Raw genomic sequence first — 15314 nt, forward strand, 5'->3', positions numbered from 1 at the left:
TATCCCCTCTTATGCTTCAAGTACCTTAGCTAAAAAGTCCTGTGCACGTTCAGTCTTTGGCTGCTCAAAGAACTCTTGTGGTGCTGCTTTTTCTTGAATATAACCATCTGCCATAAACCACACTTCATCGGCAACGTTTTTGGCAAAACCCATTTCATGGGTAACAACAACCATTGTCATTCCTTTTTGAGCCAAGTCCTGCATAACCTTAAGTACTTCACCGACCATTTCAGGATCTAGTGCTGAGGTTGGTTCATCAAAAAGCATTACTTCCGGATCCATTGCTAATGCACGCGCAATCGCTACACGTTGTTGTTGTCCACCTGATAAATTAGCCGGAAAAGCTTCTGCCTTCTCTTCTAGCCCAACTTGTTTTAAAAGTTCAACAGCTTTAGCAGTTGCTTCTTCATCACTAGCGTTTTTAACTTTCATTGGTGCCAGCTTAATATTTTCAATAATGTTCATATGTGGAAATAAGTTGAATTGTTGGAACACCATGCCCATTTTTTCACGCAAAGTATCAAGCTGTTTTTCGCTTAAAGCAGTTAATTCTTTATCTTCAAACAGCACTTTGCCTGCAGTTGGTTGATCCAATAAGTTAAGGCAGCGCAAAAAAGTACTCTTACCAGCTCCTGATGGTCCGACTAAACAAATAACCTGGCCATCTTTAACTTCTGCATTAATGTCTTTTAAAACTTCATTTTTGCCAAAAGTTTTCTTCAAGTGTTCAACTTTCAGCACTGGCGCATTTTTAGTCATGATTCATTTTCCTTTCAAAAACTTTCATTAAGCTAGACAAGCCAAAGGTTATGATGAAGTACAAAATCATAGTGATTACTAATGGCATGACTCCACGGTAAGTATCGGCTTGGACAATTCTTGATTGGTAAATCAGATCCTTCACACCGATAACCGATACAATGGAACTTTCCTTAATTAGGGAAACAAATTCATTACCAAGTGCTGGCCAAATATTCTTCATTGCTTGCGGCATGATGACATAGCGCATTGTAGCAGTCTTAGACAGTCCCAATGAGCGAGAAGCTTCGGTTTGGCCAACAGAAATTGAGCTAATTCCCGACCGAATTACTTCAGCAACGTAGGCCGCCGAGTTCAGTGAGACCGCAATAATTCCTGATAAAAGTGCAGGTATATTAATAACTAAGCCTAAGCCAAAGTAAATGAATAATAATTGCACCATTAATGGTGTGCCACGAATGAATTCAATATATGCTGTAGCAATTGAGTGCGCAATTTTATTGTGACTTAAGCGCATTAAGGCTAGGATTGCTCCTAAAAGAAAGCCGAAGAAAACTGAAATTGCCGAGATAAATAGCGTATAGCCAACACCAGCAATAAAGAAGTCCTTGTAGGCCCACATCGAGTTAGAGGCCTTAACCTCTTTTTTAGTTTTGCCTTTAGCAATATATTTGCCTACATTAGGTAAATATACTTTAGTTACTAATTTCTTCTTTTTAATTTCATCGATTGATTTATTAGCAGATTTAACTAAACTTTTAGCACCTTTATGAAAAGCTACAGCATTACCTTGAGAAGGTATTTTAAGTCCAGAAGGTATCGATGTTATGCCATCAGTATTTTTCGCAAAAGCAGCAGCAGATGCAGTATCAACTAGAACTGCATCAAACTTGTTAGTTTTCAGGCCTAAAATAAGATCATTGGTCTTATCCATTGTTTTGATTTTAGACTTTTTGGCTTGTTCCTTAAGCAGTGTGGCTTGCATACTACCAGTTTGTGCACCAATCGCTTTGCCACTAAAGGACCGATAATCATGGAATTTACCTTTGTCGGACTTTCTAATGATTAGATCTTGCCCACTTTTATAGTAAGTTTGACTAAAGTCAACACTTTGCGCCCGCTTGGGTGTTGCGGTCATTCCAGAAATGACCATATCAATCTTACCCGTCTCAAGTGCAACCAATAATGAATCAAAGTCCATCGTTTTAATGACTAGCTTAACCCCCATGTCTCGGGCAATTTTGCGGCCAACTTCGATATCCATACCCATTACTTTGGATTTGCCATTCACATTTTGGACAAATTCATAAGGAGGAAAATCAGGGCTAGTTCCCATAACTAACTCGCCCTTTTCCTTGACCTTTTTCAAATAATTATCCGTTACTTTTGGGGCTTGCGTACTTTCGGCAGCATTGACAGTTTGTGGCACTAACGCCAACATCATCATTGCTACCAAAAGCGCTTCAAGCCATTTCCACGCTTTTTTCATTATTCCTGCCCTCCGAGGTTAGTATAGTTATTGCAATTATAATAATATGAAAATTAGAATACAACGATATATTTGAGTTATTTTCTCATTTATCATATTTTATCGCAAAAAAAAGCCTTGTCGCATATCGATTTACCCAATATAGACAAAGCTCTTTGATAATCTTATTTAATTATTAATGGTGTGAAGCACCTGAAACTGCATCAGCTGCACTTTCTTTCATTTGGTTTTCTGCAGTTACAGGGTATGGCTTGATTCTTGAAGGATCTGTGTTTGACTTCAAGTTATCAGCTGCGTAGTTGATGTGCGTAATTTTAGCGTGCTTAACATCTTCAATTGTCTTGCAACCAGTCAATTGCATATCAATCAATAATTCCTTATTAAGTTGTTCAATTACTGATTGCACACCTTTAGCACCACCAAGAGCTAAACCGTAAAGGTATGGTCGACCAACACCAACAAGGTCTGCACCAAGTGCTAAAGCCTTAAAAACATGTGAACCACGACGGACGCCTGAGTCAAAGATAATAGGTACACGATGGTTAACTGCCTTAGCAATTTCTGGCAACATATCGATGGTAGCTGGACCACAATCAACTTCACGTCCACCGTGGTTAGTGACATAAATACCATCAGCGCCAGCACCCATTGCTAAATATGCATCTTCAGCACAAACTACACCTTTGACAAAGACTGGTAAGCCGGACATTTCCTTAATTCGTTTAACATCCTCTGGACCAATCTTTTGTGCAGATGAAGCGTACATTTGTGCAACCGTTTGACCTTCACCTTTACCACCTTGGTAACGAGTGAAGAAATCTAGTGGTACAGGATAGGCAAAGTTAGTCCTAAGGTTAGCTTCGCGATAACCAGAAACAAGTGCATCAACCGTCAAGAAAATACCCTTGTATCCAGCTTTTTTGATTGCTTCAAAGACCATTTCATTAAAGTCCCAATCTTTACTTAGGTAAAGTTGGAAAAAGCGTGGTGCATCTGGAGCTGCTGCTGCAATATCTTCAACACTCTTATTAGCATATGTACTTGATGAAAAGAGTGCACCGGCTGCTGCTGCACCTTTTTGAGTAGCAACTTCTGCATCCTTATGAGAAATACCATGACATGCAATTGGTGAAATCATGACAGGTGTCTTGAGTTTCATCCCCATGAATTCAGTATCAAGCTGTGGATTATCCATATTTGTTAATGCTCGTGGCACAATTTGGAAATGGTTAAATGCAGCAATATTATTACGCCATGTCCATTCATTTTCTGAACCTGAAGCGATATAGTAGTATGCACCTTCTGGCATTACTTCCTTCGCACGTTCTTCAAGTTCATCAAGGTTAATCATGTCGATTGCTTCATCCCGATCGCTTTGGGGAAATCCATTATAATATGATGTCATTATAAATACTCCTTTTTAACTTTAAAATGTCATACCCCTATTATACATGCAAACACTTACAAAAGTTAGTGACATTTGCAAAAAAATGTTAAAGCATCAACCTTTTTGGCGTTCACTTTTTCACAAGCAAAAAGAGGAATCTATAATTATAGACTCCTCTTTGTTATTTTCCTTATAGGCTACGCTTAATTAAATAGGTGAAGTACGTAACAAGATAGATTACTACTTCGATCACTGCAATAAAGAAGGTTACAGGTAAATTAGTAATAAAGCCAAGATACAATCCTAGCCAAACCCCAATTAAAGCAAAGAAAACAGACCATGCAATCATTGAGCCAATTGTTTTACCAATATAATTGGCTGTTGCGGGGGGTAAAGTGAGCAAAATGAAAACTAGCAATGAGCCAACAATTTGCGCACCAATCGAAACAGACATTGCCAGTGCAATTAAGAAAATCACGCTGACTAAACCAGTTTTTACTCCGTGAGCTACTGCTCCAATATGGTCGAATGAATCAAAGTTGAGCGACCTCTGAATACTAAAAATCATCAGTAAAACAATTACTGACAAGACTACCAGCTGGATAACCCCCTGCTTGTCAACACCAACAATACTTCCAAATAAAATATTAGTTGCATAGTTACTGTTTGCACCAGAAATTGCTAAGAATAGCACTCCTAGTCCTGTAAAAAGTGCCGAAATTGCACTAATAGATGATTCTTTTTGATCACTGTGAAGTGATAATTCGCCAACACTAATTGAACCAAGTAGTGTAAACAGTAGCATCCCCCAAAGTGGTCCAATCCCAAGCCACACAGCAAAAGCTGCACCTGCGAAACCAATCTCAGATAATGTGTGCGCCAAAAAGCTAAAATTACGGGCAACTACATAAACGCCAACGGTACCACACGTTATTGCAATAAAGGTACTGGCCAAGAAGGCATTACGCATAAAATCAAAAGCAAACATTATTCATACGCCTCCTTAAATTGAGCCATTTCACCTTGTTCAATGTGCCCATTAATTAAATATAAATAGTTCTGCATATATTTTTGTGCTAATGCAACATCATGGGTAACAAATAAAACAGTGATATTATGTTTTTCATTTAGATGTCTAATTAGCTTCATCAGTTCGTCTTTAGCCATAGGATCCAGACTTGCCGTTGCTTCATCAAGGATGATTACGTTCGGGTGATCAAGTAGTGCCTGTGCTAAATAAGCGCGTTGCTTCTGTCCACCAGAAGCTTCGCCCATCCTTGTATGCCTAATTTCATATAAATTAGTTTCTTGTAACTGATTCTTGATGGCTTCTTTAACCTCACGTTTTTTAAAAGTTGGCGCATTTAAACCAACAAAAGCCTCAATTGATAGAGGATATTCCGCATCAATATTACGAAACTGCGGTACATAACCTAGCCTGACACCATCTGCAAACTTAAAAGAGCCTGTTGTTGGTGCTAGCATTTTCATTAAAATACTAATTAAGGTTGTTTTGCCTGTACCGTTTGGTCCTAAAAGAGCTGTTGTTGAACCTTTTTTTAAATTAAAATTGAGGTCCGAAAAAACAGTCTTTTTATCAAATCTCATTGAGAGATTTTTTACTTCTAAAATGTCAGACAATTTTCTCTCCTTAATAATATCTTTTACTTAAAATTTCCCACTTTAATGTATTGATCTTCATCAATAATATAATACTTACGACCGTATATCTTTACTCGGCCACCGTATGTTCTAACATAACTGCCACGTTTGAATTTACCAGTACCAACACGTTCGCCATTACCATCATAAATATAGGCATTATGCGTTAAAAGCTGCAAGCTTCCTTCAATATTGGTTGCGACAACATATTGATCTGTCCCAATTTGGAAATACTTTTTGCCTTTAATAGTTTTGGTACCATAAACGCTTAACTTTATTCCAGCCTTCTTAGTAGGTTGCTTAGTTTTTTCACCATTACCATCATAAACTAAAGCATTGTGCATCAATAACTTAGTATCAATCGGCTTTGGTTGTTGCGTCGGTTTAGGCGTTGATGGTTTTGACGGTGTAATAGGTTTTGACGGAGTTGGTGTCGGTGTCGTAGAACCCGTTGCCCCGTTGTCATAATAATATTTAATCAGGTCGAAGAAATCATCCATTGAATAGCCCCATTTAGCAAAATAGCCATCTGGGTCGCCATGATCTGTCCCGCCTAAGAATTTAGAAACTGCTGCGTGTGACCAAACGGTTCCTTTACCAGTATGAACAGCATTAACAGGAGCAAGATTATACTGGCGCATAATTTGAGCAATATAAATTGCATCATTGTTGATGCTTTTGGCAAAGTCAGCTAAATTATTATCTTCACACAGTTCAACTTGGAAAAAACGGCTGTTGGCAACTGGGCCAGCACCCCAAACACCATGATCTGGTGAAGTCATCTGGATTACACCAGTTTTATCCACAAATGCATGAACATAAGAATAGATATTCATCCACTCACGGTTAAAATAAATTGCTTCGTTATATGCAGAAGCTCCTGGTGTAGCAGTTTCGTGGACAACCACACCTTCGGGCTTACCGTAGCGATAATTCAAAGGATTGCTGGCATAAAAATCATTATATTTTATGCCTTGCTGCTGAAGCATTTGATCAAGGTAAGTTATACCACCATAGCTATTTTGTTTAGCCATATCATTAATCGAGCTTGCCTGAACGATCGCAGAATCATTTGCCGTTGCGACCGCCGTAAGCGGAGCCGCCATTCCTGCGGCCACAGCCATAGCAGCAATTATTTTCCTCATTTTTATTCCCTCTCAATAACTATTTCTTGGCTACATCAGCCAACTTTTGATAACTTTCAGTCATCCAATCAAGGTAAGTCATCTTAGTCGGAATCGTTTCTCTAACCTTTAAAACTGGTATTTTATTCTTTTTTGCCAATTTAATAAAATTATTAACCGTCGTACTCGAAGTCTGCTCATTATCAACAAAGAAGGCTATCTTGCGCTTCTCAATTCCATGCGTCATTTCTTGAACGGTCGCAGCACTAGGATCTGTATTATTTTGAATTGCTTTTTCAAAGTCCTGGTTTGCTACCTTAATATTAACAGAAGATAAGGCATAATCAAAAACAGGTTCACTAACATAAACTGGCTTATCAACCTGATGATCTATTTTTGCAGCATCTTTTTTAATTCGGTCAATCTTAGCTAAATACTTCAATCCATTTTCACGGTAGTAATCAGCATGTTTCGGATCCTTTTTGCTTAGACGCTTGATTAAGTAATTAACATACTCTTTTGGCATGTTCAAATCAAACCAGATATGCGGGTTATCACCTTTTTTGCGTCCCATTAGGTCCTCACCAACTTTAACTGGTTCTTTTTCTACAGAAGACGCAAGTTTATCCATCCAGCTATCGTAGCCTAGCCCATTTTCTATTACAATATCAGCACTTGATAGAGCCTTGGCATCATTAGTAGTTGGCTCAAAATCATGCGGATCGGCACTAGGATTTTTAATGAGGGCTTCTGCCTTACCATATCTTCCAACAACGTTTTGCGCAATATCTGCATAAACGTTAGTTGTTGTCATAATCGAAATTTTGCTGCTACTCTTCTGTGGCTTTTGCGAACATGCACCTAGGGTGATTGCTAACACGCCAAATAAAACAGTTACAGCAAAAAATTTCTTCAATTTTTCAAATTTCATCTTGTTAAAAAACCTTTCAATTAATAATCGGCTTTTACCCCGTTATCACATAGTAAGTCGTAGATTTGTATTTTCACTTACTATTAATAACCATTATACAGCAATTGAAGTTACTTACAAATAATAACCAAAATTAGCTCTAATAGTTGCTGGTAAACAAAAAACGTGCGACCAAAGTCACACGTTTTACTGTGTAAGTAAATGTAAAATATATAATTAATCTAGAAACTATAACCCAATCAAATGAGAAAAGATTGGAACCAACAGGTTATCAACTACTGCAGTTGCTACAACTGCAACAGCTGCCATTGCTCCTTGAACTGAACCAAGTTCTAGAGCAAAAGCTGAACCAATCGTATGACCAGCAGCTCCTAAGCCAAGACCAGTACCGAGCGGATCACTATTTAGGTTAAACCACTTAACCAGCTGCTTACCGAGAGCATAAATTACCACTGCATTAATAATACATGCCATTGCAGTTACAGATGCATTGCCACCGATTGAGGCGGTAAGTGGCATCGCAACAGCTGTTGTAGCAGACTGACTAAGCATTGATTTAACGCCAACATTATTAAGCCCTACTGCTTTGGCTACAAGAGTAATTAAAATCATTGAAATAAACGTTCCAACAAATAATCCTAAAATAATCACTAACCAATTCTTCTTAATTACGTCATTACGTTTATACAATGGAACAGCGAAAGCAATTGTAGCTGGTGTAATAAACCAAAAGATAATGTCACCGCCCTGCTTATATGCTTTGGTATAAACAGCAGCTGTCGTTGTGCCAAGGCATTTAGCTAAAACAATAAGGATTGCTATGCCCAAAATCATGCTAACAAGTAAAGGCTGGAAGAGGAAAAAGCCCTTAGACTTTTTGAATAGCCATTGACCGATTAGAAAGACAATTAATGATAAAAACACACCAAATAGTGGAGTAGTAAGATATCTCATTGTTTTGCACCTCTTACCTTTTCACTCTTATCAACATCAAGTTGACTACTATTCACTTTATTTACAATCCAACTAAAGAATTTCGTAGTATATGCAGTTACAACCAATAAAATGATTGTTGAAGCAACTATGACAATTAGTAGTTGTACACCCTGCTCCCTCATAATTTTCAAATTGGCAGCAAGTGAAATCCCGGATGGCACAAACATAAAACTAATTAATGAAATTAGCGCACTACCAAAGGAATCGACCCACTCAAGTTTAATGACGTGAGTAGTCAGTAATACATAAAGTAAAACCAAGCCAATTACTGGTGTTGGTACCGGAAATGACTTCGGCATCAAATCAGAAATAATCTGTGAAACAAATAAAATCGTTGCATAAATCAACATTTGTACCAATATTGGAGCCGATTTCTGCTTCTGACTTTCTTCTTTTTTCATAATGACATTTCCCTTCTTATTACATCTCGTTTGCTTTCAGTATTAAGATTAGACTATTCCTATGCACTTGTAAGCGATTTAACTGTGAACTGCAAAAAAAGACCCGTGAACTGCACTCAGACAATTTCACAAGTCCTTTTAAAAATCTATTCCGCTAAACTACATACCTAGTTTTTCATTTAATCCCTTACGGTATGAACGGCCGACCTGGATTTTTTCACCGTTACTCATTATCAGTAATAAAGTGTGGTTGAACCATGGCTGGACTTCTTTGATGTCTTCCACATTTACAATTGCGTTGCGGTGAACTTGCATGAAACAGGAAGAAGTTAGTTTACCCTTAATCCAAGATAGTGTTTTCCGCGTTTCATATTTATCTTTGTTAGTTGAGATGGTCAAAACACCGTTATCGATTTGTGCACTGACAACAGACATTTTCTTAATGACAATATTACGATCATCAAGTTCGATGCTTAAAACTTCTCGATCAGAATTATCTTTCTCTTTTGGTAACGGCTTTTCAGTCTTCAAAATATTAACTGCCTTATGCAATGCTTGATCGACTCTTTTTTGTTCAAACGGCTTCAAAATGTAGTCAATCGCACCAACATCAAAAGCTTTAACAGCATATTCATCATAAGCAGTTGCAAAAATAATCATCGGTGAATATGATAATTGCGTCAATTCATTAGCTAGTTCAAAGCCATTTTCTTCATTCAAGGAAATATCTAAAAATAGTAAATCAATCCGATTCTTTAGTAAAATTTTCTGTGCATTTTTGATGTCTTCTGCTTCAAACAGCTTGAATTCTTGTCCTTGCAGACTTGAACTTTCTTTAATCAGATATGATAATTCTGCGCGTGCGAGCGGTTCATCATCAACTACTAAAATATTCATTTTAAGACCTCTCCTTTAGCTTTGATTAACTGACAGCTTACTATATTTTAACGGAATTTCTGTCTTAAAAGTTGTGCCGTTTGCTCCCGTACTGATTTTCAACTCACTGCTAGTACCATATAAACCAATAAGGCGCTGGTTTAAATTATAAAGAGCTAGACCACTACCCTTAGTTTCATTAATTTGTTCTTTTCCAAGTTGCTTTAGTATCTTAGAATCAATTCCTATACCGTTATCACTAACTGCAATTTCTAAGTTATCCCCACTCGCAGCTAAGCTTACTACAATCGTATTGCCAGTCTTTCTTCCCTTAAAAGCGTGTCTAATTGCATTTTCCACAAAAATCTGCAAACAAAATGAGGGCAACATGGTATTTTCAGGAACACTAATTTGATAATTAACAGTAAATTTGTCAGGAAAACGCAGACTTTCAATTCCCGTATATGCATCAACGTGCTGCTTTTCTTGTTCAAGGGTAATTTCTTTTGCCTGCCCATTTTTTAAGCTGGACCTGAAAAAGGTACTTAACTCCATTAATGCATCATGGGCTTTATTAACATCAACTCGCATTAACGCAATAATTGTATTAATCGCATTAAAGAAAAAGTGGGGATTAATTTGTACTTGAAGCGCACGAATTTCGGCTTCATTCAGTAAACTGGTTTGTTGTTCGGTAATGCCAATGGCAAGCTGCCCCGAAAAAATCATCGCGAGTCCCTGAACTAGATTTTCCTCGACCACAGTCATTTCTCTTTCTTCACAGAAATAAAGCTTTAAAGTCCCGACCGTTTTATTGTTGACTTGAAGCGGACAAACAATCGCTGAAGTTAACGGACAAGCTTGATGAGGACAGCCAATTTCACTCTTATTATGTGCAACTTTTTCTTTTCCAGTAGCAATCACTGTTTTTGATAAATCGGTAATTACAGCTTCACCTGCAATATGATGATCCTGTCCTGCTCCCACATGGGCTAAAACATTAACACGATCGGTTAGACCAACTGCATCAAACTTGGTGTATTTTTTGATAATTTTACAAACATGTTCGGCCGAATCTGAATCAAGACCATGCCGAAAGTACGGTAAGGTTTTATTTGCAAGCTCCAAGACATCTTTGGTTTGAACGGCTCGCAGTTGACGCTCATTTGATAAGTAAGTCTTCAAAATTTCAATAAACAAGCATGAACCTACCGTATTAAGTAAGATCATTGGAACAAAAATCAATTTGATTAAACCAAAGCCGTGAAAAGCAAAAATAAAAATCATTTGAATTAGCTCTGCCAAAAGCGACAAAACAGCTACCCAAAAGGTTGACGGGTATAAATTATTTTTCTTAACTCGGTCCCCTAAGACACCAATTAAATAGCCAATTAGTACTGAACTAAAAATATAGAAATAATCAGAAAAACCCCCAAAGATTACCCTGTGCAAGCCACCAACTAAACCAACAAGCATCCCAACATAAGGTCCAGCCGTAAGACTCGCCGTTGTGATTACTAAAATACGTGTATTAGCAATTGAATCCGTCTGTGGCAAGCCCGTGATAATTAATGGGGTAACAATTTCCTTTGAGCTTGAAATTTCCACTCCCGTTAGATTAGCAACTACAACAAACAAGGAAAAAATCACAAACAACCAAATTTGCGATTTCAGTGTTCTCTTTTCAATGAGATTTCTGAAAAAGCGCATATTAACGAGCAAGAAAGCCAGAATCATAATGATTCCTAAGCGTTCAGCTAATAGAATAAATAGATTAAACACAATAATCTCCATTCGATACTAGTGCACAAAATTCCCTTTTTACCATTTTAGTATCCCATATTATTGCTAAACTACACAGAAATCGTCTCCAAAAGCTCAAATTCAATGCCTAATTGATAAAATCCGCCAATTAACTTGTTTACTAATTACAAATTATGTAGTTAGTTTTTTATACAAAAATACGCCACCCCTAGGTGACGTATTTTAAAATTATTTATCTAAATTAATTATTTTTGTTCTTGCTTGTCAACTGGCTTCTTCCATAATCCTAAAATTACACCAGCAACAATTGAACCGATAATAGTAGCTACAAAGTAAAGCACAATATGGTTAGCAAGTGGTGATACCCATAGACCACCGTGAGGTGCGGGAACACCAATCCGCCATAGGCCAACTAGAGCGCCACCGACAGCAGAACCAATAATACATGAAGGAATAACATGACCTGCATCTGCAGCAGCGAATGGAATAGCTCCTTCGGTAATGAATGAGAAACCTAAAATCCAGTTGGTTAAACCTGCACGGCGCTCATCCAAAGTGTACTTGTTCTTGAAGAAGGTAGTACCGATTGCAGTAGCAAATGGTGGAACCATCCCACCAACCATTACGGCAGCCATCATTACAGCGGCAACAGTTGAATGAGGGTCGTTAGCAAAGGCACCTGATGCAAATACGTAAGCAGCCTTGTTGAAAGGTCCACCCATATCAATTGACATCATCGCAGCCAAAATAGTTGTTAAGACTACTAAGTTACCTGTACCCATTTGGTTTAAGAAGTTAGTAATTGCAAAGTTAACTGCACTGAAGATTGGGTTAATAATGTAGTACATAATTAAGGCAATCAGCAGCAAACTCAAAATTGGGTAAATGAGCATTGGCTTCATTCCCTCAAGTGATTTTGGCAATTTAGCAAACAGCTTCTTTAAGCCAACTACTAAGTAACCAGCAATAAATCCGGAAGCAAGCCCACCTAAGAAACCGGCTGGTGATTTAGCATTAGTTACAACATTAGCAACATAAGCACCGCCGTATGCTCCACTATAAACGGTAGCCATGAAACCACCAACAAAACCTGGCATTAAGGCAGGCAGGTCACCAATTGATTCAGCAATATAACCTGATAGGATTGGCACCATGAAGGCAAAGGCCATGTTACCAGCATTGTTTAAGAAAATGAAAGCAGGTGATTTTGGTCCACCGGCAAAGTTTTCAACGATGAAGGAAATGGCCATTAAGATACCACCACCGATAACGAATGGTAACATGTGCGAAACACCGTTCATTAGGTTTTGGTAAATTGAGCCCCAGAAGCCCTTCTTTGAATCATCACTTGCTTCAGAACTTGCTTGACCGTCTGAGTGGTAAACACTAGCTTTTGAATCTAAAATTGTTTCAACTAATTCATCTGGCTTGTTAATACCATCGACAACTGGACGGCTGATTAATGGCTTGCCATCAAAACGTGGCATGTCCACTTTCTTGTCTGAAGCAATAATGACACCTTTAGCACGACTAATTTCGTCAGCTGTCAGTTTATCCTTAACACCTTCAGAACCATTAGTTTCAATGCGGACATCGGCACCACGTGCTTTACCAGCTTTAATAATAGCTTCTTGAGCCATGTAAGTATGAGCAATACCGTTGATACATGCAGTAACACCAACAATTAATGGCTTTTCTTCACCAGTTGAAGAGGCAGGACTAGCAGCTTGTTCTTTTTCTGCCTTCTTATCTGCATCGCTCTTTTGTTCAGCTTCTTCGAATAAGTTAATAACTTCTTCTGGATTCTTTGCTTCCTTAAGTGCAGCAACTAAATCAGGATTGATTAGTAAACCTGAAAGTTTTGCCAAAGCCTCAAGGTGAGTATTGTCTGCACCATCAGGAGCAGTGATCATAAAGAAGAGGTTAACTGGTTGACCATCAAGTGAGTTGTAGTCAATTCCCTGTGCACTCTTAGCAAAAAGTACACGTGCCTTATTGATAGACTTGTTGCGCGCGTGAGGCATTGCAATTCCGTCACCAATACCGGTTGTTGATTCATTCTCCCGTGCCCAAATCGATTTGATGAATTCATCTTCATCGTTGACGATGCCGGTTTCGACCTCTAAGTCGGCCATTTCCTTAATAGCATCTTCTTTATTAGTCGCATTAAGCGACATAATCATCGATTCAGGAGCTAAAATATCTTTAATTTTCATTAGTTCTTCTCCTTAATTACGATAGTTGCTCTACATTAATCTGTGGTAAAACAGCTTCAATCTGACTCATCACAGCAATATCCTTGGTAAAGGCGGTAGCTGCACCACATGCCATTCCGATACGGAAGCTTTCAGCTGGATCTTTGGTCTTAACATAAGTTCCAACAAAACCAGCAATCATTGAGTCACCAGCACCGACTGAATTAACAGCAGTACCCACGGCTCCTTTAGCGTGATAGAAATGATCTTTGGTAATCAAATAACCGCCTTTGCCAGCCATTGAAACCATCACGTTTTGCGCTCCCATATCGAGTAGCTTACGTGCACATTCAAGCATATCTTGATCTGAATCAAAGGTAGTGTTGAACAGCTCAGCAAGTTCGTGATGGTTAGGCTTGATTACTAATGGCTTGTAGCTCAGTGTGTCAAGTAGTGCCTGCCCAGTTGTATCAATGACAAACTCGGCACCAGCTTCCTTAATTTCTGGCAATAATTCTTTGTAGAAGTCTACTGGCAAACTTGGTGCAAGTGATCCACTTAAGACCACAATATCACCCTTTTGTAAATCACCCATTCGTGACTTGAAAGCAGTAATTTCTTGATCTGTAATATTTGGTCCCGCAGCATTAATCTCGGTTTCGTCTTGTGCATGAACCTTCACATTGACGCGTGTATCGTCTGAAATAGTCACAAAGTCATTAACAATGCGGCGTTGATTTAGTTGACGCACCAATTCTTTACCAGTAAAACCACCGACAAAGCCCCAAGCAGTATTGTCAATTTCAAGCTGATTTAGAATTTGAGAAACGTTGATTCCCTTACCCCCAGCAAGAAATGAGCAATTATTGCTACGGTTAACATTACCGCTATCCACTTTGTCTAATTGAATAACATAATCCAAAGCAGGATTAACGGTTACCGTATATATCATTATTTGGCCTCCTTCAAATTAACCTTTGCAGGTAAAATCTTTTTGCTTTGTACCTCAAGTTTATTTGTAATCACGGTGAGATGTTTGACGTTACCAAAAACAGCGAAGTTACGTTCACCAATTTTAGTTTCATCCGTCAAAACGTAAGTATGATCTGCACAGGCAATTGCTTGCTTCTTAATGGCTGCTTCCTCTGGATCTGGTGTTGTCAGATTACCATTGTGATCAATTCCATTAGTTCCAATAAAGCTGGCAGCAAAGTTCATGCTCTGCAATTGTTCAATCGCAAATTGCCCAATCACAGCATGAGTATCTTCTTTAATCTTGCCACCCAAAAGCATGGTGTTAATGCCGTGCCCAACAGCACTTAGTGCTGTTTCAATTCCATTAGTGACAATGGTTATACCTGCTACATTAGCAAGAAATGGGACCATTTCATAAGCAGTTGTACCTGCATCGATAAAAAGATAATCATTTTCATGCACGTAATGCTCAACCGCATAGCGTGCAATTCGAACCTTATCATCGTGATTCATTGTGAAGCGAATATGCTGCGAAACATCATGAGCAAGTTTCTTAACCGACTGTGCACCACCATGAACTCTTCGAACTAAACCTTTTTCTTCCATTCGAATTAGGTCTCGCCGAATCGTCGACTCTGACGTTGCCGTCAGTTTGGACAAGTCGCAAACACGACATAGTTCATGTTGATTAACATAGTTTTCAATCAGCTTTTGACGTTCCTGTGTTAGCATCTTCCCTCACCTCCGAAGAGTAT

The 15314-nt window shown here is 38.4% G+C and carries 14 protein-coding genes; all 14 read right to left on the reverse strand.

The features are described 5' to 3' along the window. Positions 1 to 9: 9 nt before the first annotated feature. Complete coding sequence (locus tag H3R25_RS05285) at positions 10 to 759, reverse strand: amino acid ABC transporter ATP-binding protein (protein ID WP_232354562.1); 750 nt, start codon at positions 757 to 759, stop codon at positions 10 to 12. Further along, positions 752 to 2248: an ABC transporter substrate-binding protein/permease gene (locus H3R25_RS05290; RefSeq protein WP_122036071.1), complete on the reverse strand. Its 1497-nt coding sequence runs from the start codon at positions 2246 to 2248 to the stop codon at positions 752 to 754. Before H3R25_RS05290 ends, H3R25_RS05285 begins: the two co-directional genes overlap by 8 nt. 175 nt (positions 2249 to 2423) lie before the next feature. Continuing rightward, entirely contained in the window at positions 2424 to 3653 is a 1230-nt protein-coding gene (locus H3R25_RS05295; protein WP_187158328.1) for a lactate oxidase, read from the reverse strand. Between the two features lie 172 nt (positions 3654 to 3825). Further along, a complete protein-coding gene (locus H3R25_RS05300; RefSeq protein WP_198194500.1) occupies positions 3826 to 4623 on the reverse strand; it encodes a metal ABC transporter permease in 798 nt (265 codons plus the stop codon). Beyond that, positions 4623 to 5243, reverse strand: coding sequence for a metal ABC transporter ATP-binding protein (locus tag H3R25_RS05305; protein ID WP_074425953.1), 621 nt, complete (start codon positions 5241 to 5243; stop codon positions 4623 to 4625). Before H3R25_RS05305 ends, H3R25_RS05300 begins: the two co-directional genes overlap by 1 nt. Before the next feature lie 56 nt (positions 5244 to 5299). Then, on the reverse strand, positions 5300 to 6448 hold the full coding sequence (locus H3R25_RS05310) for an SLAP domain-containing protein (RefSeq protein WP_370567439.1): 1149 nt from the start codon (positions 6446 to 6448) through the stop codon (positions 5300 to 5302). Positions 6449 to 6461: 13 nt separating this feature from the next. Next, positions 6462 to 7352: a metal ABC transporter solute-binding protein, Zn/Mn family gene (locus tag H3R25_RS05315; protein ID WP_198194501.1), complete on the reverse strand. Its 891-nt coding sequence runs from the start codon at positions 7350 to 7352 to the stop codon at positions 6462 to 6464. Positions 7353 to 7580: 228 nt separating this feature from the next. Then, the gene (locus H3R25_RS05320) at positions 7581 to 8306 is read right to left on the reverse strand and encodes an LrgB family protein (RefSeq protein ID WP_198187873.1); all 726 of its coding nucleotides are present in this window, start codon (positions 8304 to 8306) and stop codon (positions 7581 to 7583) included. After that, positions 8303 to 8752, reverse strand: coding sequence for a CidA/LrgA family protein (locus H3R25_RS05325; protein ID WP_198188308.1), 450 nt, complete (start codon positions 8750 to 8752; stop codon positions 8303 to 8305). The genes H3R25_RS05320 and H3R25_RS05325 overlap by 4 nt, the downstream gene beginning before the upstream one ends. 156 nt (positions 8753 to 8908) lie before the next feature. Then, on the reverse strand, positions 8909 to 9646 hold the full coding sequence (locus H3R25_RS05330) for a LytTR family transcriptional regulator DNA-binding domain-containing protein (protein WP_198187875.1): 738 nt from the start codon (positions 9644 to 9646) through the stop codon (positions 8909 to 8911). Between the two features lie 15 nt (positions 9647 to 9661). After that, a complete protein-coding gene (locus tag H3R25_RS05335) occupies positions 9662 to 11362 on the reverse strand; it encodes a LytS/YhcK type 5TM receptor domain-containing protein (protein WP_232354574.1) in 1701 nt (566 codons plus the stop codon). A 272-nt stretch (positions 11363 to 11634) separates the two neighbouring features. After that, positions 11635 to 13605 carry a fructose-specific PTS transporter subunit EIIC gene (locus H3R25_RS05340; protein ID WP_198194503.1) on the reverse strand — a complete coding sequence of 657 codons (1971 nt, stop codon included), beginning with the start codon at positions 13603 to 13605 and terminating at the stop codon, positions 11635 to 11637. A 16-nt stretch (positions 13606 to 13621) separates the two neighbouring features. Next, a complete protein-coding gene (gene pfkB / locus H3R25_RS05345) occupies positions 13622 to 14536 on the reverse strand; it encodes a 1-phosphofructokinase (RefSeq protein ID WP_198183309.1) in 915 nt (304 codons plus the stop codon). Further along, positions 14536 to 15291, reverse strand: coding sequence for a DeoR/GlpR family DNA-binding transcription regulator (locus H3R25_RS05350; RefSeq protein WP_198194504.1), 756 nt, complete (start codon positions 15289 to 15291; stop codon positions 14536 to 14538). Before H3R25_RS05350 ends, pfkB begins: the two co-directional genes overlap by 1 nt. Between the last annotated feature and the right edge of the window lie 23 nt (positions 15292 to 15314).

It is taken from the genome of Lactobacillus sp. M0390, from assembly GCF_016102085.1.
Classification (GTDB): Bacteria; Bacillota; Bacilli; order Lactobacillales; family Lactobacillaceae; genus Lactobacillus; species Lactobacillus apis.